Origin of the sequence: Asticcacaulis sp., assembly GCF_051956075.1 — a bacterium.
Classification (GTDB): Bacteria; Pseudomonadota; Alphaproteobacteria; order Caulobacterales; family Caulobacteraceae; genus Asticcacaulis.
Genome location: NZ_JBQCGA010000021.1, coordinates 68,122 through 87,240, shown reverse-complemented (window position 1 = coordinate 87,240; position 19,119 = coordinate 68,122). Strand labels below are relative to the sequence as shown.

21 protein-coding genes and 1 pseudogene are annotated in these 19,119 nt (G+C 63.1%); 6 read left to right on the top strand and 16 right to left on the bottom strand.

What is annotated here, in order from left to right; all coding sequences use genetic code 11:
- The 5 genes from ACTHLA_RS06050 to ACTHLA_RS06030 form a co-directional block, all read right to left on the bottom strand.
- Positions 1 to 1,136, bottom strand: a 1,136-nt coding sequence (locus tag ACTHLA_RS06050) for a biotin/lipoyl-containing protein (RefSeq protein ID WP_440186237.1), incomplete at its 3' end; no start/stop codon positions are given.
- Between the two features lie 92 nt (positions 1,137 to 1,228).
- The gene (locus ACTHLA_RS06045) at positions 1,229 to 4,186 is read right to left on the bottom strand and encodes a 2-oxoglutarate dehydrogenase E1 component (protein WP_440186235.1); all 2,958 of its coding nucleotides are present in this window, start codon (positions 4,184 to 4,186) and stop codon (positions 1,229 to 1,231) included.
- A gap of 309 nt (positions 4,187 to 4,495) precedes the next feature.
- Complete coding sequence (sucD, locus tag ACTHLA_RS06040) at positions 4,496 to 5,383, bottom strand: succinate--CoA ligase subunit alpha (RefSeq protein ID WP_440186233.1); 888 nt, start codon at positions 5,381 to 5,383, stop codon at positions 4,496 to 4,498.
- Positions 5,384 to 5,388: 5 nt separating this feature from the next.
- Entirely contained in the window at positions 5,389 to 6,594 is a 1,206-nt protein-coding gene (gene sucC, locus ACTHLA_RS06035) for an ADP-forming succinate--CoA ligase subunit beta (protein ID WP_440186231.1), read from the bottom strand.
- Positions 6,595 to 6,903: 309 nt separating this feature from the next.
- Positions 6,904 to 7,332, bottom strand: coding sequence for a DUF2306 domain-containing protein (locus ACTHLA_RS06030; RefSeq protein ID WP_440186229.1), 429 nt, complete (start codon positions 7,330 to 7,332; stop codon positions 6,904 to 6,906).
- 97 nt (positions 7,333 to 7,429) lie between these two features.
- Here ACTHLA_RS06030 and ACTHLA_RS06025 point away from each other — a divergent pair, with 97 nt between their 5' ends.
- Positions 7,430 to 8,221 (top strand): LytTR family DNA-binding domain-containing protein, encoded by a 792-nt coding sequence (locus tag ACTHLA_RS06025; protein WP_440186227.1) that lies wholly within the window; start codon positions 7,430 to 7,432, stop codon positions 8,219 to 8,221.
- On the opposite strand, the gene ACTHLA_RS06020 is transcribed toward ACTHLA_RS06025, so the two are convergent.
- The 11 genes and pseudogenes from ACTHLA_RS06020 to ACTHLA_RS05970 form a co-directional block, all read right to left on the bottom strand.
- Positions 8,216 to 8,728 carry an SRPBCC family protein gene (locus ACTHLA_RS06020; protein ID WP_440186225.1) on the bottom strand — a complete coding sequence of 171 codons (513 nt, stop codon included), beginning with the start codon at positions 8,726 to 8,728 and terminating at the stop codon, positions 8,216 to 8,218. The genes ACTHLA_RS06025 and ACTHLA_RS06020 overlap by 6 nt on opposite strands.
- Positions 8,725 to 9,144 carry a VOC family protein gene (locus ACTHLA_RS06015; RefSeq protein WP_440186223.1) on the bottom strand — a complete coding sequence of 140 codons (420 nt, stop codon included), beginning with the start codon at positions 9,142 to 9,144 and terminating at the stop codon, positions 8,725 to 8,727. Before ACTHLA_RS06015 ends, ACTHLA_RS06020 begins: the two co-directional genes overlap by 4 nt.
- Positions 9,145 to 9,250: 106 nt before the next feature.
- Positions 9,251 to 9,931 (bottom strand): YceI family protein, encoded by a 681-nt coding sequence (locus ACTHLA_RS06010; RefSeq protein WP_440186221.1) that lies wholly within the window; start codon positions 9,929 to 9,931, stop codon positions 9,251 to 9,253.
- Positions 9,932 to 10,012: 81 nt separating this feature from the next.
- Entirely contained in the window at positions 10,013 to 10,486 is a 474-nt protein-coding gene (locus ACTHLA_RS06005) for an SRPBCC domain-containing protein (protein WP_440186219.1), read from the bottom strand.
- A gap of 3 nt (positions 10,487 to 10,489) precedes the next feature.
- A complete protein-coding gene (locus ACTHLA_RS06000; protein WP_440186217.1) occupies positions 10,490 to 11,008 on the bottom strand; it encodes an SRPBCC family protein in 519 nt (172 codons plus the stop codon).
- Positions 11,009 to 11,017: 9 nt separating this feature from the next.
- A complete protein-coding gene (locus ACTHLA_RS05995) occupies positions 11,018 to 11,362 on the bottom strand; it encodes an ArsR/SmtB family transcription factor (RefSeq protein WP_440186215.1) in 345 nt (114 codons plus the stop codon).
- Positions 11,363 to 11,434: 72 nt separating this feature from the next.
- A pseudogene (locus ACTHLA_RS05990) lies at positions 11,435 to 11,995 on the bottom strand (GNAT family N-acetyltransferase).
- Positions 11,996 to 12,026: 31 nt separating this feature from the next.
- Positions 12,027 to 12,353: a hypothetical protein gene (locus ACTHLA_RS05985; protein WP_440186213.1), complete on the bottom strand. Its 327-nt coding sequence runs from the start codon at positions 12,351 to 12,353 to the stop codon at positions 12,027 to 12,029.
- Positions 12,354 to 12,365: 12 nt separating this feature from the next.
- Positions 12,366 to 13,082: an MliC family protein gene (locus ACTHLA_RS05980; RefSeq protein ID WP_440186211.1), complete on the bottom strand. Its 717-nt coding sequence runs from the start codon at positions 13,080 to 13,082 to the stop codon at positions 12,366 to 12,368.
- A 132-nt stretch (positions 13,083 to 13,214) separates the two neighbouring features.
- Positions 13,215 to 14,177: a malate dehydrogenase gene (gene mdh / locus ACTHLA_RS05975; protein WP_440186209.1), complete on the bottom strand. Its 963-nt coding sequence runs from the start codon at positions 14,175 to 14,177 to the stop codon at positions 13,215 to 13,217.
- Positions 14,178 to 14,294: 117 nt separating this feature from the next.
- On the bottom strand, positions 14,295 to 14,777 hold the full coding sequence (locus tag ACTHLA_RS05970; protein ID WP_440186207.1) for a hypothetical protein: 483 nt from the start codon (positions 14,775 to 14,777) through the stop codon (positions 14,295 to 14,297).
- Positions 14,778 to 15,227: 450 nt separating this feature from the next.
- Here ACTHLA_RS05970 and sdhC point away from each other — a divergent pair, with 450 nt between their 5' ends.
- From sdhC to ACTHLA_RS05945, 5 genes are all read left to right on the top strand, one after another.
- Positions 15,228 to 15,653, top strand: a complete 426-nt coding sequence (sdhC, locus tag ACTHLA_RS05965; protein ID WP_440186205.1) for a succinate dehydrogenase, cytochrome b556 subunit — start codon at positions 15,228 to 15,230, stop codon at positions 15,651 to 15,653.
- The gene (sdhD, locus tag ACTHLA_RS05960; protein WP_440186203.1) at positions 15,650 to 16,039 is read left to right on the top strand and encodes a succinate dehydrogenase, hydrophobic membrane anchor protein; all 390 of its coding nucleotides are present in this window, start codon (positions 15,650 to 15,652) and stop codon (positions 16,037 to 16,039) included. Before sdhC ends, sdhD begins: the two co-directional genes overlap by 4 nt.
- Before the next feature lie 5 nt (positions 16,040 to 16,044).
- The gene (sdhA, locus tag ACTHLA_RS05955; RefSeq protein ID WP_440186201.1) at positions 16,045 to 17,844 is read left to right on the top strand and encodes a succinate dehydrogenase flavoprotein subunit; all 1,800 of its coding nucleotides are present in this window, start codon (positions 16,045 to 16,047) and stop codon (positions 17,842 to 17,844) included.
- Position 17,845: 1 nt separating this feature from the next.
- Positions 17,846 to 18,619 carry a succinate dehydrogenase iron-sulfur subunit gene (locus ACTHLA_RS05950; protein WP_440186199.1) on the top strand — a complete coding sequence of 258 codons (774 nt, stop codon included), beginning with the start codon at positions 17,846 to 17,848 and terminating at the stop codon, positions 18,617 to 18,619.
- Between the two features lie 118 nt (positions 18,620 to 18,737).
- Positions 18,738 to 19,058, top strand: a complete 321-nt coding sequence (locus ACTHLA_RS05945) for a 2Fe-2S iron-sulfur cluster-binding protein (protein WP_440186197.1) — start codon at positions 18,738 to 18,740, stop codon at positions 19,056 to 19,058.
- The last annotated feature ends 61 nt before the right edge of the window (positions 19,059 to 19,119 follow it).

The window sequence follows — 19,119 nt, the reverse complement described above, 5'->3', positions numbered from 1 at the left end:
TCGCGCAGCACCGGCACGACCAGGCCCTTTTCGGTGCCGACGGCGATGCCGAGGTCGTAGTGGTTCTTGTAGATGATGTCCGTGCCGTCGATCTCGGCATTGACCGCCGGGATGTCCTTGAGCGCGGCGACCACGGCCTTGGCGAAGAAGGACATGAAGCCGAGTTTGACGCCGTGGCGCTTCTCGAACACGTCCTTGTAGGCGGTGCGCAGATTCATGATCGTCGTCATGTCCACCTCGTTGAAGGTGGTGAGCTGGGCGGCGGTGTTCTGCGATTCCTTCAGGCGGCGGGCGATGGTCTGACGCAGGCGCGTCATCTTCACGCGCTCCTCGCGCGGGCCGACCGCGCGCGGGGCGGCGGCGACAGGCGCGGGCGCCGGGACCGGAGCCGAAGCGACCGGCGCCGAAGCCAGAGCCGCCAGAGCGTCGCCCTTGGTGATGCGCCCGTCCTTGCCGGTGCCCGCGACGCCATTCGGATCAAGGCCGGTTTCGGAGACGATGCGCTGCACGGCGGGCGACAGCGGTTTGTCGGTCGAGGCCGCAGCCGGAGCGGCGGCCGGAGCCGATGCAGGGGCGGCGGGCGCGGCCGCGACCGCCTTGCCGTCGGTGGAGATTTTCGCGATCACCTGACCGGGCGTGACCGTCGCGCCATTGGGGGCGAGGATTTCAGCCAGCACGCCGTCGGCGGGCGCGGAGACTTCGACCGCGACCTTATCGGTTTCGATCTCGACCAGCACCTCGTCCTTCTTGACCGCGTCGCCAGCCTTTTTCGTCCAGGTTCCGATCGCGCCTTCGGCGACCGACTCGCCCATAACCGGGGTCTTGACCTCGATCAGTGAGGCAGGGGCGGCTTTGGGGGCATCAGCGGCCTTGGGGGCTTCGGCTTTGGGGGCCGCAGCCGCGCCGGCGCCGCTGACCGTGCCGAGCACCATGCCCGGCGTGACGGTTTCGCCTTCGCCGACCAGAATTTGCAGCACGCCGTCCGCCGGGGCGGCGACTTCGAGCGAGACCTTGTCGGTTTCGATCTCGATCAGGATCTCGTCCTTTTTGACGGCGTCGCCGGACTTTTTCGTCCATTTGGCGATGGCGCCTTCGGCTACGGATTCGCCAAGGGTGGGGGTGAGGATATCGGCCATGAGTTTCAGGCTCCGGATTTGGTTTTTGCTTTACGCGAATGGAAAGGGATGCGGCCTCCGCGCGCCCGCGCAAAGGCCGGATGACGGCGATTTTAGGCGAACGCCTCGTTGAGGAAGGTTTCGAGTTCCTTGAGGTGGCGGCTCATCGTGCCGGCGGCCGTCGCCGCCGAGGCCGGACGACCGACATAGCGGGCGCGCTTGGCCTTGATGTTGAGCTTGTCGAGCGTCAGCTCTAGCCACGGATCGACGAAGGTCCAGCCGCCCATATTTTTCGGCTCTTCCTGACACCAGACCAGTTCGGCGTTTTTGAAACGGCCCAGCTCGGTCAGCAGCGACTTCATCGGCCACGGATAGAACTGCTCAAGGCGCATGATGTACACGTCCTTGACGCCCTTCTTTTCGCGGTCTTCGAGCAGGTCGTAATAGACCTTGCCCGAACACAGAATGACGCGGCGGATCTTGTCGTCCCCGACCAGCTTGACGCCCGCGACGTCGGGCCTGCGCTCGGCGTCGTCGTGCAGCACGCGGTGGAAGCTTGAGCCTTCCGCGATGTCGGCCAGCGACGACACCGCCTTCTTGTGGCGCAGCAGCGATTTCGGCGTCATCAGGATCAGCGGCTTGCGGAAAGGCCGGTGAACCTGGCGACGCAGGATGTGGAAATAGTTGGCCGGGGTCGTGCAGTTGGCGACCTGCATATTGTCTTCGGCGCACATTTGCAGGAAGCGCTCAAGCCGCGCCGACGAGTGTTCCGGCCCCTGACCTTCGTAGCCGTGCGGCAGCAGCATGACCAGGCCCGACATGCGCAGCCATTTGCGCTCGCCGCTGCTGATGAACTGGTCGATCACCACCTGCGCGCCGTTGACGAAGTCGCCGAACTGGCCTTCCCACAGGGTCAGGGTGTTCGGATCGGCCAGCGAATAGCCGTATTCGTAGCCCAGCACAGCTTCTTCGGACAGGGCCGAGTCGATGCCTTCGTACATGGCCTGCCCGTCGCGGATATGGTTGAACGGCAGGTAGCGTTCTTCGGTCGTCTGATCGACAAAGGCCGAATGGCGCTGCGAGAAGGTGCCGCGCAACGAATCCTGACCGGACAGGCGCACCGGGAAACCTTCGTCGAGCAGCGAGCAGAAGGCCAGCGATTCCGCGGTGGCCCAGTCGAGGCCTTCGCCGGACGCGATCATCTGCTGACGCGCCTCGATGACGCGCTTCAAGGTCTTGTGGATGTCGATATGGTTCGGGATGGTGGTGATCTTGGTGCCGATCTCGACCAGCTTCGCGCGCGGCACGGCGGTCAGGCCGCGACGCTCGTCTTCTTCGGGCAGGCCGAGGCCCGACCACTTGCCGTCCAGCCAGTCGGCCTTGGTCGCCTTGTAGGTCTTGCCCGCATCGAATTCGGAATCGAGGAAGGCGTCGAATTCCTTTTGCCAGCCCTCGATATCTCCTTGCGTCGCCACACCTTCGGCAATCAGGCGCTGCGAATACAGCTCGCTGACCGACGGGTGGTTCTTGATCTTGGCGTACATGATCGGCTGGGTGAAGGTCGGATCGTCGCCTTCGTTATGGCCGAAGCGGCGATAGAAGAACATGTCGATGACCACGTCCTTGGCGAACTTCTGGCGGAACTCGGTCGCCATCTTGGCCGCGAACACCACCGCTTCGGGATCGTCGCCATTACAGTGCAGGATCGGGGCCTGCGCCATCAGCGCCACATCCGACGGATAGGGCGAGGAGCGCGAGAAGCGCGGCGCGGTGGTGAAGCCGATCTGGTTATTGATGATGAAGTGCAAGGTGCCGCCGGTGCGGTAACCCTTCAAGTCCATCAGCGCGAAACATTCCATGCCGACGCCCTGGCCCGCAAAGGCCGCGTCGCCGTGGATCAGCAGGCCCATCGCCATGCTGCGGTCCGGCTTGTCCTCGATTTCCTTGGTCTTCAGATAGGCGGCCTGCTTGGCGCGCGTCTTGCCCAGCACCACCGGATTGACGATTTCAAGGTGCGACGGGTTGGCGGTCAGCGACAGGTGGACGTTGTTGCCGTCAAATTCCCGGTCCGACGAAGCGCCCATATGGTACTTCACGTCCGATGAGCCTTCGATGTCCGCCGGAAGCGACGAGCCGCCCTGGAATTCGTGGAACATGGCGCGATAGCTCTTGCCCATCACCGCGGTCAGGGTGTTCAGGCGCCCGCGGTGGGCCATGCCGAAGATGATGTCCTTGACGCCTAAAGCGCCGCCGCGCTTGATGATTTGCTCAAGCGCCGGGATCATGGCTTCGCCGCCGTCGAGGCCGAAGCGCTTGGTGCCGGGGAAGCGGCGGTGACAGAACTTTTCGAAGCCCTCGGCCTCGATCAACTTCTTGAGGATGGCGATCTTGCCTTCCTTGGTGAAGGTGATTTCCTTGTCGCGGCCCTCGATGCGCTCCTGCACCCAGGCCTTTTCCGCCGGGTCGGCGATGTGCATGTACTGCACGCCGATATTGCCGCAATAGGTGCGACGCACGATCTGGATGATTTCGCGTAAAGTGGCCGATTCCAGACCCAGCACGCCGTCGATAAAGATGGTGCGGCCCATATCGGCGTCGGTGAAGCCCCAGTAGCTGGGGTGCAGTTCCGGGTTGTCGCCCTTGGGCTCCAGCTCCAGCGGATCGAGATTGGATTGCAGATGGCCGCGAATACGGTAGGCGCGGATCAGCATCAGGGCGCGGATCGAATCGCGCGCGGCGTTTTGCAGGTCCGCCGGAGACGCGCCCGGCGTCTTCGCCGCGAGGCCCTTTTCGACCTTGGCCTGCACCGCAGGCCAGACGCCGTCCATCGCCGAGATCAGCTCGTCGCGTGGGGCTCCATCGGGACGGCCCCATCCGGCCACGCCGACATTGGCGCTGACCGCTTCGGGGCGGTCCTTCAAGGAATCGAAAAACGCGCGCCATTCGGGGGAAACCGAATTGGGATCGCGCGCCCATTGTTCCTGCATCTGTTCAATGAAAATGGCGTTCGTACCGTAGAGAAACGAGGTCTCTGCGAACACCTGGTTCAGCCGGCTGGAATCATCCGCCATGATGTTACCCGTCGAGGCGGCCAATGACGACACCGCCTCCCTTTCAGATAAGGTTTGCGCAACCACCCCTGGGCCCGGTTAAGGACTGAGGCTTGAGCGCTGTTGAAACCCGCAGCCAACAACGACACTGCGGGGCAGTTCAGTTTGCTGAACAGGCGGCTTTGGCTGAACATCGCCGCCCGTCCGGTGAACCGCCGTCCCTACCCCACGGCGATGACCGTTTTGGGGCGGGTGCGGCGAATGTACGCATATTACCGCAAAAGGCGCCAAACTGCTTAATGAAGTTTGGCGCCTTTCGGTAAATTCGTCTTACAGACCTTTCAGAACGCTCAAAAGCGTCTCGCCGAGCGCCGCAGGCGACGGCGCGACCTTGATCCCGGCGGCTTCCATCGCCGCGATCTTGTCTTCCGCCCCGCCCTTGCCGCCGGAGATGATGGCGCCGGCATGGCCCATGCGGCGGCCCGGAGGCGCCGTGCGGCCTGCAATGAAGCCAGCCATCGGCTTTTTACGGCCGCGCTTGGCTTCGTCGAGGATGAACTGGGCGGCGTCTTCTTCGGCCGAACCGCCGATTTCGCCGATCATGATGATCGACTTGGTCGCCTCGTCGGCCAGGAACATTTCCAGCACGTCGATGAATTCGGTGCCCTTGACCGGGTCGCCGCCAATGCCGACCGCCGTGGTCTGGCCCAGGCCGGCATTGGTGGTCTGGAACACGGCTTCATAGGTCAGGGTGCCGGAGCGCGACACGACGCCGACCGAGCCTTCGGAGAAGATATTGCCCGGCATGATGCCGATCTTGCACTGGTTCGGGGTCAGGACGCCGGGGCAGTTCGGCCCGATCAGGCGCGACTTGGAGCCTTGCAGCGCCTTTTTCACGCGCACCATGTCGAGCACGGGGATGCCCTCGGTGATGCAGACGATCAGCTCCATCTCGGCTTCGATCGCTTCGAGGATCGAGTCCGCCGCGAAGGGGGGCGGCACATAGATGGCGGTCGCGGTCGCGCCGGTGCGCTCACGCGCCTCGGCAACGGTGTCGAAAACCGGCAGGTCGAGGTGCGTCTGGCCGCCCTTGCCGGGGGTGACGCCGCCGACCATTTGCGTGCCATAGGCGATGGCCTGCTGGGTGTGGAAGGTGCCTTGCGCGCCGGTAATGCCCTGCGTGATGACCTTGGTGTTCTTGTCAATAAGTACGGACATAGTGCTTAACCCTTCACGGCCTTGACGATCTTGGCCGCAGCGTCGGCCAGGTCGTCGGCGGCGATCACGTTCAGGCCGCTCTCATTGATGATCTTTTTGCCGAGATCGACATTCGTGCCTTCGAGGCGCACGACCAGCGGCACTTTCAGGCCAACCTGTTTGACCGCTTCGATCACGCCGGTGGCGATGATGTCGCACTTCATGATGCCGCCGAAGATGTTGACCAGAATGCCCTTCACCTTGGGGTCCGAGGTGATGATCTTGAAGGCCGCGGTCACCTTTTCGGTGGTCGCGCCGCCGCCGACATCGAGGAAGTTGGCGGGTTCGGAACCATAGAGCTTGATGATGTCGAGCGTGGCCATGGCGAGGCCCGCGCCGTTGACCATGCAGCCGATCTCGCCGTCGAGGGCGATGTAGCTGAGGTCGAACTTCGAAGCTTCGATTTCCTTCTCGTCTTCCTCGGTGACGTCGCGCAGCTCGACAATGTCCGGGTGACGGAACAGGGCGTTGCCGTCGAACGACACCTTTGCGTCGAGCACGATCAGCTCATTCGAGCCGGTGATGATCAGCGGGTTGATCTCCAGCATGTCCATGTCCTTGGCGTTGAACGCGGCATAGAGCTGGTGCAGGAGTTTGGCGCCCTGCTTGGCGACGTCGCCCTTCAGGTTCAGCGCCTTGGCGAGCGCGCGGGTATGGGTCGGCCAAACGCCCGTCGCCGGGTCGATGGTGAAGGAGTGGATCTTTTCCGGCGTCGAATGGGCGACGTCTTCGATGTCCATGCCGCCTTCGGTCGAGGCGACGACCGAGACCTTGGACGAGACGCGATCGACCAGCAGCGACAGGTAGAGTTCCTTGGCGATGTCCGCGCCTTCTTCGATATAGAGGCGGTTGACCTGCTTGCCCGCAGCGCCCGTCTGGTGCGTCACCAGCACGCGACCCAGCATTTCGTCGGCATTGGCCTTGACCTCTTCCGGTGACTTGACGACGCGCACGCCGCCCTTGGCGTCGGGGCCAAGCCCCTCGAAACGGCCCTTGCCGCGCCCGCCAGCGTGGATCTGCGACTTGACGACGAAGACCTTGGACCCGGCTTCGGACGCCAGGGTCTTGGCGGCCTTCAAGGCCTCATCGGGGGAAAAGGCGGGATACCCGCGCGGAACGGCCACGCCGAACTCTTTCAGGACGGCCTTGGCTTGATGCTCGTGAATGTTCATGAAACCGATCTTTGATAAAAGACTGGAAGAGACGGTCCCGCCCGGCGTTAAAACGGACGCAATCGGCTCCGAGGTTGCGGACCGGCGCACCGGCCCCGTGACGCCGACGGGGTAAAAGCCAGGACACAGGCGTGGCTCCGCCCTGAGGACGTATCTTGCGATCGGGGCGCTTTATAATGAGGCGACGGCCTGTGTGCAACCGCTCACTAACAAAATTTTGACCGGTTTCATGAAAATTAAATGTCCCGCTAAGGCAGACGCGACAAGCGTGTTACCGCTAACGCAATGCCTGCTTGGCGGACAGCGCTGTCAGCCGAAAAACACCTGCCACATCAGCCGCCCCGGAAACAGGGTGAACAGGCCCGCGCCGATCAGGGCGAACAGGTAGAGGCGCGTCGCCACGCCCTTGTGCAGTTTCACATTATGCCGCCGCGCCGCATAGACCAACACCGGCAGGGCGATCAGGGTCACGACGGACAGGACATGGATCAGGCTGAAACCTGACGGATTAATCAGGTGAATGAAGAAGCTGGTGACGGCGACGACCGCCATGAACACCACCCATATCCAGCCCAGAACGCGGTGCAGGCCCGTGCCTTTCGGTCCCAGCATCTGAAACGTCGCCACCGCAAAGGCGCCCAACGCGACCAGCAGGTGAAGGCGGATGACCAGCGGCGCCTGCATGATCAGGCTCAGATTAGGCGCATGGGGATGAGAGAAGGCGTCGATCATGGTCATGTCGTGGTTCCTTTTTGCGAACGGATGCCGCATAAGGAGCAGATCGCGCCGCGTCTGGCGGCTGCGTCTTCGTGAACACCCCTTGTCCTGACGTGAAATGACCGACGCCGCCGTTCGCGCTTCGCCAGTTGCATGGATTTTACAGCGTTTCGGAACGCGCTGGCCGCGCACCTATGGCGTGGCGGCGCTGATCGGCGTACTGCTGGCCTTCACCGGCGCCATGGGCACGGGCGAAGCCGGGATGGCGACGCGGCTGGCCTACTGGCTGATTCTGATGCTGGGCGGCACGGGGATTGCGAACCTGACTGGCGCCCTGTTCGACCGGCTGAACCTGCCTTTGTGGCCGCAGATCGCCCTCATGCTGATTGTCATCACGCCGCTGATCGCGACCTATGCGTGGGGTGTGACCGGACTGTTCGGCGGCGGGCGGTTCGAGGCGGCGCGCTGGCCCGCCTTTGTCCTGCCCAGTTTCGTCATTGCGCTGGCGGTGGCGGTGCTGCACACTCAGATCAACCGCGTTCCGGCGCAGAGCCACGCCTTCGCGCCGGACGCCGCTTCCGTCGAACCGGGCGCCGTTTTTCGCGAGCGCCTGCCGTTCAAGCACCGCCACGCCGATATCTATATCTATGCGCTGGCGGCGGAGGATCACTATTTGCGGGTTTTCACCTCGGCGGGAGAGACCCTGATCCTGATGCGGCTCTACGACGCCATTCGCGAGCTGGACGGGATCGAAGGCAGCCAGACTCATCGCTCATGGTGGGTCGCAAAGGCGGCGGTCACGGACGCGGCGCGCGGCGACGGCAAGGCGACCCTGACGCTGAAAAATGGCGTGGCCGCGCCGGTCAGCCGCAGCTATGTCAAGGCGTTGAAGGCCGACGGCTGGCTATAGCAGGGCCTGCTCCAGCCGGTCGAGCGACTGCGCCCAGCCCTCGGCATTGCCCATGCCCGCAAAGGCGTCGCGCATGGCTTCCGACTCATAGACCTGCGCGATCAGCAACCGGGTGCGCCCGCCGTCCAGCGGCTCTAAAGTCACGCGGGTGATCACGCGCACCTGCGCCAGTTGCTCCGGCGCGCCGCCCGCTTTTATGAACTGTTCGGCCAGATAGTCATGCCAGTTGGCCGGATGGTTCTCCAGCGACATCTCCATGACCAGCCGGCGGGGCGCTTCGACCGACAGGTACTGACCCTCGATCGGATAGGCGACGCCGTCGGCGCCGGTCATGACGATCTCGAAAGCGCCGCCGTCGCGCACGTCAAGCCGCGCCGCAGCGGTGAAGCCATGCGGCCCCCACCACGCCGTCAGCGCGCCTTCGTCGGTGAAGGCGCGCCAGACCTGCTGCGGGCTTGCATCCAGAGTTCTGGAAACACAGAATTCAAATGCGCCGTCACCGGTCACATCGCGTCTCCGCAATTGATCATCCAGTGCTGGCCGTAACGATCGACGCACATGCCGAAGCCCTTGGCCCAGAAGGTTTCGCCAAAGGCCATGATCTCGCGTCCGCCCTCGACCAGCGCGTGGAAGACGCGGCGGCCTTCCTCGACATCGTCATAGCTGAGGCTGACCGTCGTGCCGCGCGGGGCCTCGTACATGTGCGGCGGCGCATCGGCGCCCATGATCAGCGCGCCATTGGGCAGCTTGATCGTGGCGTGCATGATGGCGCCATGGGTTTCGACCGGAACCTCAGCGGCCATCGGCGATTCGCCCATGGTCATCATGAAGGTGATCTCGGCGCCGAAGATGTTCACATAGGCGTCGAAGGCCTTGGCGCAATCGCCATTGAAAGCCAGGTGCGGCGACAGGTTGGTGAGCATGGCGTTTCTCCTTTTAAAGCATTTCCAGACTGCGCGCCGGGCCGCCCGATTGTGGCAGCAGCGTCACTGAAGTCCGCTGCAGATCAAGAAGCAATATGATCCGCGATCATGACGCTTTCAGCGCAGGGCCTGTGAACTCCGTCTCGATCTGGAAATCGACCTGGTCGCTGACGCCCATGCTTGATCCGGCCTGAGGCACGCCAAAGCTGATGCCGAAGTCGGAGCGCTTCAGCGAACCCGCGGCCGAAAAGCCAATGCGCGCGTTCGGATCGTAACCCTGCAGGCCCGGATAACCGCCATTGAAGCGCACATGCAACACGACGGGTTTAGCGACGCCGTGCAAGATCAGGTTGCCGCTGACGTCCGCCGTCGCCGGTCCGGTGCGGGTGATGGCGGTGGATTGATACCTTATTTCAGGAAATTGCGAAGCGCCGAACCAGTCCTTGCTCATCAGCGCGTCGTGGAAACCCTTGGGCGGGGCGTTCAGCTCAAGCGATTGCGGGTCGATCACCGCCGTCAGTTGCGCCGCCTCTGGATGGGCGGGATCGAGGCTCATCTGGGCGTCAATCTTCGTAAAATGCGCCGTATAGTGCGAGAAGCCGAGATGGTTGACCTCAAAGGTCAGCGAGGTGTGCGCCGGATCGGCGTGATAGTCGCCTGCGGGCAGCTGACTGACATCCGGCGCAGCTTCGGAGGCGGAGGCGCTGGCGGCGGGCGTCTTGTCAGCGGGCTTGGCGCAGGCGGTCAGCAGGACCGGAACGGCAAGCAGCAGAATGAGCTTCTTCATGATTTCGGCTCCGTGAGTTTGACGATGGCCCAGGTCAGGGCCAGGGCGATCAGCAGAATGGCGGCGACGACGAACATGCTGTCAGCCTGCGGCTATATGAGCGTCAAGCCAGGCGTTCAGGTGGTCAAGCATGGCCTGTGTGCCTTCGATGCGCCCGGTCAGATGATCGCTGCGGTCGATGAACATGATCTGCTCGGTCAGCCTGATGTGCGATCCGGTCCCGCGCGCGGAAAACTCCACCGCCTGCTGCGACACGGTGAACAGAGCGCCGTCCATCGTCATGACGTAGCTGTAGATGACGCGCTGCTCAGGCATGATGTCGATGAAGGTCGCGTCATTGGTCATCCAGGCGTCGCCGTGCGGCTGGCCGCGCCACGATTCTGCGCCGCCTGCGCGGAAGTCGAGCGTGTGATGCGCGACGTTAAAGCCGCGCTCCTTGCCGCCATACCAGACCTTACGCGCCTCGTGGTCGGTGAAGGCGAAGTACAGCAGGGCGACGGAATGCTCGAAATCGCGTTCGCAGACAAAGGTGGCGGGCGTTATCATCAGGGTCATGACCTAGCCCTTCATCCGCGCCAGATAGGCGTCGAGCTGCATCCAGGCGCCGCTGAAGCCCATCTGCATCGAGGCGTGGCCAGCGGTGAAGACGGCGCGCTCCTCAGACGTCGCGTTGATCGGCCAGGAACGGCTTTTCATGCGCGTCTTGCCGCCCTCGGCGGAAAATTCCTGCACGGCCAGCACCTCCAGCGGCCACATCGGGGCCATCGGATGCCGCACCGGCGTTCCGTCCTCTGTGCAGAAGGAGACACCGTAGGCGAGGCTGCGCGGGGCGTCGATCTCACGGAACACCCACGTGCCCCACATGGTGACGCCGCCCGGCATCTCCATGCCGTAGAGGAAGACGCCGCCGGGTTTCAGATCGAGCGTCTTGACCTTGACGGTCGTACCCGGCGGGCCGAACCACTGACCGAGATGTTCGGCCTTGGTGCAGACGTCCCACAGCAGTTCCGGCGAGGTGTCGAAGACGCGCTCGATGGTGAAGATTTCGGCGGCAGAAGCCGGTTGTTCGAGGGGCATGCGCGTCTCCTAATTCAGATCGCCATTGGGCTTTAAGGCTTTGAGATAGGCGTCGAGGCGGTCGAGCCTCTCCTCCCACATTTTGCGATAGTCGCCGAGCCAGGCGTCAACGGCCTGCAAGGGCGCGGGCTCCAGCCTGCACGGACGCCATTGCGCCTCGCGGCTGCGCGAGATCAGGCCCGCCTTTTCCAGCACTTTCAGATGTTTGGAGACGGCGGGCAGACTCATCTCGAACGGCTCGGCCAGCTCGGTCACCGACGCTTCGCCGTGCGATAGCCGCGCCAGGATGGCGCGGCGGGTCGGATCGGCGAGCGCGGTCAGGGTCTGGCTGAGAGGATCGTGAAGCTCCGGCACGGCATTAAACTCAATAGTTAAATAACTGCTTGGTTAAATACGCGCGACGAACCTGTGAGTCAAGGCGGTGTTTTACGAAAAGCGCTTGCGATTTTCGCGCCAGTCGGCGCGGCTCTGGCCCCAGATGTCGATGCGCTCATAGGCGTAAGGATCGGGCAGTTTGCCGGGGCCGCGATTGACGGAGCCCAGCGCCTGCGCCAAGGCGGCGGAGGCGCGGTTATCTGGATTGATAGTGTGGATCACATCGTCCCAGCCCAGCGTTTCGGTGACATGGTCCATGCAGGCGACAGCGGCTTCACGGGCAAGTCCCCTGCCCTGCCAGGCGGTCATCAGGCCCTAACCGACCTCCTGACCCGGCCAGCCGAACGGCTGCAACGGGCCAATGCGGCCGATCCAGGCGCCCGACGCCTTGTCGAGCACGCTGAACATATGAAAGCCGTAGAGATGCCAGGCGCCGGCCACCGAGGTCAGCATACGCCAGACCATGGCGGGCGACTGTACGCCGCCCAGATATTGCATCGCCTCGGCGTCGGCGCAGAAGGCGCAGAAACCGTCAAAATCCTCCACGACCGGCGGGCGCAGGATCAGACGTTCGGTTTCAAGCGTAGGGCCAAGAGGCGACGATGTGATCATGCGTAAGGCGTAACCATCGCCGCAGTTCAGGTCAATCGTCCACCTCTTCGAAGCGGCGGCCCGAACGGCGATCGACGTAAATATAACGCGTCACCACATGGCTACCGCCGCCGCCCCAGACCGACAGGCCGATCAGAAAGCCGAAATCGTACAGACGCCCGATATTGGGAAAGGCGTACATGCGGATCGTGCTGGAGAACCACGACAGCACGAAGGTGATCGGCGCCAGCAGGCCGTCGATCAGGCCGCGCAGAAAGGCGGGATCGCCCGTCGTCCCCATGGGACGCTGGGCGCAGGCGGACAGGGCGATCAGCAGGATCGCCGATGCGGCGAACAGAACCAGATTGCGGGTTTTCATCACGATATCTCCTCAGCCGACCCTGGTGCAGGTGACGGCGGCCTGACCGGGGACGGTGAAGCGGGTCTCGTCGCCCTTGGTCCAGAATTCATAATCGCCGCCGGAAGGTCCATCGGGCAGACTGGCCGTATAGCGTCCGCCATCGGCGCTGACCGCCTGGGTCAGCACGACCGAGGTGTCGTCGCGACGCAGAAAGACGAGGCCCGGACTGACATTGATAAAGGTCGAGGACAGGAGCGCCCCGGCGCCAGGGCAGCGCCAGCTCACCGGTCCCAGGCTAAGGCCGGTCGCGTCGTCCGCCGCGATCTTGTAACCGGCGCGCAGGTCCGCGATGAGGCTGGCGTAGGCCTGGACGAGGCAGGTCTTGACGGCGACCGTGGCGGCGCAGGCGTCGCGCTTGGCGGTCCAGCCGTCCTGCAAGCGCTTGAGCGCCAGGCGTTCCGGATCGCTGACATGCGCGTCGATGAGCTTGTACAAACGGTCGGTTTCAGCATCGAGCTGCGCCAGCTGGTTGTCGCCGCACACCACGGTCTGCGCGCCGGGCAGGGCGTGGGCGCAGTCGAAACTGGGCGAGGCTGAAACAGCGGAAGCCACGGGCGCGGACGCATCGGACGCCATGCTCGCGGCGGCGCTTTGCGAGACGCTGGCTTCCGAACCGGCGGGCGGCGTCTGATGACAGGCGCCGAGCAGCAGGGCGGGCGCGATGGCGAACAGATAGGACGGCTTCATGCGGGCTTTCTCCCTTCGCCGCGCAGGCTGACCGAAATTTCGTGAAAAAGCGATGTGCTTCTTATACCGCCGCCACAAACAAAAAAGGACGCCCGAAGGCGTCCTTTTCCGGCTTTTTAAAGCGCGAAAGTTTTAGGCCAGCGACGGGTCGATGGTCTTGCAGGCGGCGATCAGGCCCTGCACGCTTTCGACCGACTTGGCGAACATCGCCTTTTCGTCGTCATTGAGCGTGAATTGCAGGATCTTTTCCGCGCCGTCCTTACCGATGACCACCGGCACGCCGACATAGAGGCCGCGCAGGTCGTATTCACCTTGCAGATAGGCGGCGCACGGCAGGACGCGCTTCTTGTCCTTCAGGTACGAGGCCGCCATGGCGATGGCCGATTCCGCCGGAGCGTAGAAGGCCGAGCCGGTCTTCAGGAGGGCGACGATCTCGCCGCCGCCGCCGCGCGTGCGCTTCACAATGGCGTCCAGCTCGTCCTGGGTCAGGAAGCCCTGCGCCACGGCGTCCGGCAGGGGCAGGCCGCCAATGGTCGAATGGCGCACCATCGGCACCATGTCGTCGCCGTGGCCGCCCAGGGTCCAGGCGCGGATGTCTTCGACCGACACGCCGGTCTTTTCGGCCAGGAAATAGGCGAAGCGGCCCGAGTCCAGCACGCCCGCCATGCCGATCACCTTGTTGTGCGGCAGGCCGGAAAATTCGCGCAAGGCCCAGACCATGGCGTCGAGCGGATTGGTGATGCAGATGACAAAAGCGTTCGGGGCATATTGCTTGATGCCCTCGCCCACGGCCTTCATGACCTTCAGATTGATGCCCAGAAGGTCGTCGCGGCTCATGCCCGGCTTGCGCGGCACGCCCGCCGTGACAATGCAGACATCGGCGTCGGCGATGCCGGCGTAATCATTGGCGCCCTTCAGCGCGACATCCGTGCCGATCACGGCGGTGGCTTCGGCGATGTCGAGCGCCTTGCCCTGCGGCGTGCCTTCCATGATGTCGAACAGGACGACATCGCCCAGTTCTTCGCGCGCGGCGATGTGCGCCAGCGTGCCGCCGATCATACCCGAACCAATCAAAGCAATCTTAGCGCGTGCCATGGGAACTCCCTTTTTCAATATGCCGCGATACAGCCTGTTGCGTCGTTATAGGAAATGTGCGGCGCAACCAAAATGGTGGCTGCGACTTAATCCCATAATGGCGGCGGCGCAAGTCCCTTAGCCGCCAACCGCGCGGACACGTTGCAGCACGACCGGGATGCGCGCGCCGGAAACCGCCGTCAGCGTCCCGGTCCAGGTCGCGTCATCCTTGCGTTGCAGGTGCAAAATGTCGGGCGAGCGGGCATGGCCGACGATGTAATTGATCTCCAGATCGTCGTCGCTCAGGGTCAGGCTGGAGACAAAGCCCGCATGCGCAGCCCCAAGCGGGACGGTGAGCGAGCGCCAGGCGCCTTCGATATCGCCGCCGCGCGTCTTGGGCGCGCGCAACTCGAACTGCACCAGCCCCCTGCCGGTCGCGTCGCTCAAGCGCCACGCGCCTTCGAGATTGCCGACCGCCCGCTCCTTGGCGTGATAGGCGTCAACGATATTGGCGTTGAACTGCTCTTCGCGGGGATTGCGGCCCTTGCCATAATGGCCTTTGTAATCACTGACATGGACGCCCTGAGGCGGCGCATCGGGCGCGGGACTGGCGGCTTGCATGATAAGGGCGGCGGAAAGCAACAAGGCTGGCGACACGGTAATCGGACTCACTTTATTCAGGGCGCTTGGCGGGCTTTCAGGAAGGAAACCCCATGATCACGCGCAGGCTGGCGCGTTCCGTCGCGGATAGCAACCGGACGCGCGCCGGAGGGGAACGCTTATGGGGCGAACGCTTCTGGTCAGGAAATAGGGCGAAGCTTTGACGCTCATCTCACATGCGCGTGAGGACGGCGCTTTTTGCAAATGATTAGCGATTGCGAAAACTTTTAGGGTGCAGAGCGAAAAAACGGCGCGCTTCGCGGAATGCTGAATTGACAGGCGGGCGTCAGGGTCTAATAAGACCCCCAAGTGTAACCCCCCGAAGACTTATTTCGGGGATTCGTGTGCGCCTGCGTCATCCGATACCGCATCAGGCGCGTACAACAGACCGTGGATAAAGGCTGAGATCGCATGTCCCAAACGGCTTCCGGAAAACCTTCCCCAACCCCGCGCCGCGCCTTATCGCCGCATTTGCAGGTCTGGCGCTGGCATATCACCATGTTCTCCTCGATCATGCACCGCGTCACCGGCTTCGGCTCGACCGTCGGTCTGATCATGCTTGTGGCGTGGCTGGTCAGCCTCGCGCTTGGGCATCAGGCCTATGCGGCGTTTCTCACCTTCGCGGCCTCGCCCTTGGGCCTGATCGTCTGGTTCCTGCTAAGCCTCGGCGGCTTCGTGCATCTGACCGGCGGCGTCCGCCACTGGATCTGGGACTTAGGCGCGGGCTTCACGCCCAAGAGCGCCGATCAACTGGCCTTCTGGACGATGGCGGCTGGCCTTGTCCTCACCCTGGCCTTCTGGGCCTGTCTCTTCGCTTCCGGAAAGGTGTCGCTGTGAGCTCTAAGCGCGATCTGATCGGCCGTTCGGTCGCCGACTGGAAAAAGTCCGAACATCATGGCGCCGGCACATGGCTGGCCGAGCGTCTGACCTCGGTGGTCCTCGCCGTCCTGACCGTCTGGGTCGCGTATTCGGCGATCAAGCTGGCCGGGGGCGGTTATGAGGCGGCCATCGCCTTCGTCAAGCTGCCGCTCAATGCAGGTCTGATCGGTCTGACCGCCATCTTCGCGGTCTGGCACATGTATATGGGCCTGCGCGTGGTCATCGAAGACTATTTCGACAAGACCGAAGGCCGCGGCTTCTATCTGTTCCTCATCTTTCTCCTGAGCCTCGTCCTGCTGGTTGCGACCGGCGCGGCGCTCTATCTGGTCCATCAGGCGGCGTAAAACTCATGTCCGATACGAAAAAACCCTACAACATCGTCCACCACGACTATGACGTGGTGGTGATCGGCGCGGGCGGTTCGGGCCTGCGCGCGGCGCTGGGCGCCGGTCAAGCGGGCCTCAAGACCGCCTGCATCACCAAGGTCTTCCCGACCCGCTCGCATACCGTCGCGGCCCAGGGCGGCGTCGCCGCCTCGCTCGGCAATATGGGCGAGGACAAGTGGGAATGGCACATGTACGACACCGTCAAGGGGTCGGACTGGCTGGGCGATCAGGACGCGATCGAATATCTGGTGCGCAATGCGCCCAAGGCCGTCTATGAGCTCGAACACTGGGGCGTGCCGTTTTCGCGCACCGAGGACGGCAAGATCTATCAGCGCCCGTTCGGCGGCATGACGCGCAATTTCGGCGAAGGCCCGGTGCAACGCACCTGCGCCGCCGCCGACCGCACCGGTCACGCCATGCTGCACACGCTCTATGGCCAGTCGGTGCGCGAAAAGGTCGAGTTCTTCATCGAATATATCGCACTCGACCTGATCATGGATGACGGGGTGTGCCGCGGCGTCACCTGCTGGCAGCTCGACACCGGCGACATCCATGTCTTCCGCGCCCATCTGGTCATTCTGGCCACTGGCGGCTATGGCCGCGCCTACTTCTCGGCGACCTCCGCCCATACCTGCACCGGCGACGGCAACGCCATGGTGTTGCGCGCTGGCCTGCCTTTGCAGGATATGGAGTTCGTGCAGTTCCACCCGACCGGCATCTATGGTTCGGGCTGCCTGATCACCGAAGGGGCGCGCGGCGAAGGCGGCTATCTAACCAATTCGGCGGGCGAGCGCTTCATGGAGCGCTATGCGCCCTCGGCCAAGGATCTGGCCTCACGCGACGTCGTGTCGCGCGCCATGACGATGGAAATCCGCGAAGGCCGCGGCGTCGGCCCCAAGAAGGATCACATCTTCCTGCACCTCGACCACCTGCCGCCGGAAATCCTGCACAAGCGCCTGCCGGGCATTTCGGAATCGGCCCGGATTTTCGCGGGCGTCGATGTCACCAAGGAACCGATCCCGGTCATCCCGACCGTCCACTACAATATGGGCGGCATACCGACCAATTATCACGGTGAAGTTCTGACGCTTAAGGACGGCAATCCCGATACGGTCGTGCCAGGCCTGATGGCGGTCGGCGAAGCGGCCTGCGTGTCGGTGCATGGCGCCAACCGCCTCGGCTCCAATTCGCTGATCGACCTTGTGGTGTTCGGCCGCGCGGCCGGTATGCGCGCCAAGGAGCTGGTCAAGAGCGGCGAGCCGCACAAGGAGATCGGCACGGCTGAGGTCGATAAGCATCTGGCGCGTCTTGACAGGTTCCGCTACGCCTCTGGCTCGACCCCGACCGCCGAGCTACGTCTGAAAATGCAGCGCGCCATGCAGGAGGACGCCGCCGTCTTCCGCACTGGCGAAACCCTGCAACAGGGCGTCCGCCGCCTTGATGAGGTGTTCGCGGGCGGGGCCGATATCGGCATCAAGGATCGCGGCCTGATCTGGAACACCGATCTGGTCGAGACTTTGGAATATGACAATCTGATCAGCCAGGCCGTCGTCACCGTCAATTCTGCGGCCAATCGCGAGGAAAGCCGCGGCGCCCATGCGCGCGAGGATTTCCCGAACCGCGACGACGAGACGTGGATGAAGCACACCCTGACCTGGATCGACACGGCGACGGGCAAGACGAAGATCGACTATCGCCCGGTCCACGCCTACACCATGACCAACGACATCGCCTATATCGCGCCGAAAGCGAGAGTGTATTGATATGGTTGAATTAGCCCTCCCCCGCGATTCGCAGATCAAACAGGGCAAGCGTTTCAAGGCTGAGAAAAAGACCAAGACGACGCGGACCTACAAGATCTACCGCTTCGATCCCGATTCCGGTGAAAACCCGCGCTGGGACACCTATGAGGTCGATAGCAATGATCACGGTCCGATGATGCTGGACGCGCTGATCCACATCAAGAATCACGTCGATTCGACGCTGTCTTTCCGCCGTTCGTGCCGCGAAGGCATTTGCGGATCGTGCGCCATGAATATCGGCGGGCGCAACACCCTGGCCTGCACCAAGGGTCATGACGAATTCTCCGGTGAGATCACCATTTCGCCGCTGCCGCACATGCCGGTGGTCAAGGATCTGGTCCCCGACCTGACGGGCTTCTACAACCAGTACGCCTCGATCGAGCCGTGGCTGGAATCCAAGACGCCCGACCCGGAAAAGGAGCGCCTGCAAAGCCCGGCCAACCGCGACAAGCTGGACGGCCTTTACGAGTGCATCCTGTGCGCCTGCTGCTCGACCTCGTGCCCGAGCTACTGGTGGAATCAGGACAAGTATCTCGGACCCGCAGCCCTGTTGCAGGCCTATCGCTGGATCGCCGATTCGCGTGATGAGAACACCAAGGGCCGTCTGGAAGCGCTGGAAGACCCGTTCAAGCTCTATCGCTGCCACACCATCATGAACTGCGCGCAGGTCTGCCCCAAGGGGCTGAACCCGGCCAAGGCCATCGCCGAAATCAAGAAGATGATGCCCGCGAAGTAAGGTCATGGGGGAAACGGTCTTTCCCTCATTTGCCCCTTTTTCGATTCGAAAAATTTTGCTTTTTGTTTTAAGAGCCGGAGCCTAGCTTCGGCTCTGCGCCTGTTAAAGTGACCCCGCCATGCCCAAGATCACCTATATCGAACACAACGGAACCGAGCACGTCATCGAGGTGCGCAGCGGCAACAGCGTGATGGAAGGCGCGGTCAAGAACAATATTCCCGGCATCGACGCCGATTGCGGCGGGGCCTGCGCCTGCGCCACCTGCCATGTCTATGTCGATGAGGCGTGGCGCGACAAGACCGGGACCGCCTCGGTGATGGAGGAGTCGATGCTCGACTTCGCCAACGAATTGCAACCCAATTCGCGCCTGTCGTGCCAGATCATTGTCAATGACGATCTCGACGGCCTGATCGTGCGCATGCCCGCCGATCAGCACTGACCGCATTGTTTTTTGAACGTCGTTCAAATTATGCTTTTCCACAGGCTGCGCGCGTGATAGC

Excerpts from the sequence above, each read along its gene's own strand:
- ACTHLA_RS05985 (WP_440186213.1), bottom strand. The coding sequence starts at position 12,353 with ATGAAAACCCGCAATCTGGTTCTGTTCGCCGCATCGGCGATCCTGCTG.
- mdh (WP_440186209.1), bottom strand. The coding sequence starts at position 14,177 with ATGGCACGCGCTAAGATTGCTTTGATTGGTTCGGGTATGATCGGCGGC.
- ACTHLA_RS05945 (WP_440186197.1), top strand. The coding sequence starts at position 18,738 with ATGCCCAAGATCACCTATATCGAACACAACGGAACCGAGCACGTCATC.
- ACTHLA_RS06005 (WP_440186219.1), bottom strand. The coding sequence starts at position 10,486 with ATGACCCTGATGATAACGCCCGCCACCTTTGTCTGCGAACGCGATTTC.
- sdhC (WP_440186205.1), top strand. The coding sequence starts at position 15,228 with ATGTCCCAAACGGCTTCCGGAAAACCTTCCCCAACCCCGCGCCGCGCC.
- ACTHLA_RS06010 (WP_440186221.1), bottom strand. The coding sequence starts at position 9,931 with ATGAAGAAGCTCATTCTGCTGCTTGCCGTTCCGGTCCTGCTGACCGCC.
- sucD (WP_440186233.1), bottom strand. The coding sequence starts at position 5,383 with ATGTCCGTACTTATTGACAAGAACACCAAGGTCATCACGCAGGGCATT.
- ACTHLA_RS06000 (WP_440186217.1), bottom strand. The coding sequence starts at position 11,008 with ATGCCCCTCGAACAACCGGCTTCTGCCGCCGAAATCTTCACCATCGAG.
- sdhA (WP_440186201.1), top strand. The coding sequence starts at position 16,045 with ATGTCCGATACGAAAAAACCCTACAACATCGTCCACCACGACTATGAC.
- ACTHLA_RS05980 (WP_440186211.1), bottom strand. The coding sequence starts at position 13,082 with ATGAAGCCGTCCTATCTGTTCGCCATCGCGCCCGCCCTGCTGCTCGGC.
- ACTHLA_RS05970 (WP_440186207.1), bottom strand. The coding sequence starts at position 14,777 with ATGCAAGCCGCCAGTCCCGCGCCCGATGCGCCGCCTCAGGGCGTCCAT.
- sucC (WP_440186231.1), bottom strand. The coding sequence starts at position 6,594 with ATGAACATTCACGAGCATCAAGCCAAGGCCGTCCTGAAAGAGTTCGGC.
- ACTHLA_RS05950 (WP_440186199.1), top strand. The coding sequence starts at position 17,846 with ATGGTTGAATTAGCCCTCCCCCGCGATTCGCAGATCAAACAGGGCAAG.
- ACTHLA_RS06025 (WP_440186227.1), top strand. The coding sequence starts at position 7,430 with ATGACCGACGCCGCCGTTCGCGCTTCGCCAGTTGCATGGATTTTACAG.
- ACTHLA_RS06045 (WP_440186235.1), bottom strand. The coding sequence starts at position 4,186 with ATGGCGGATGATTCCAGCCGGCTGAACCAGGTGTTCGCAGAGACCTCG.
- ACTHLA_RS06030 (WP_440186229.1), bottom strand. The coding sequence starts at position 7,332 with ATGACCATGATCGACGCCTTCTCTCATCCCCATGCGCCTAATCTGAGC.
- ACTHLA_RS06015 (WP_440186223.1), bottom strand. The coding sequence starts at position 9,144 with ATGCTCACCAACCTGTCGCCGCACCTGGCTTTCAATGGCGATTGCGCC.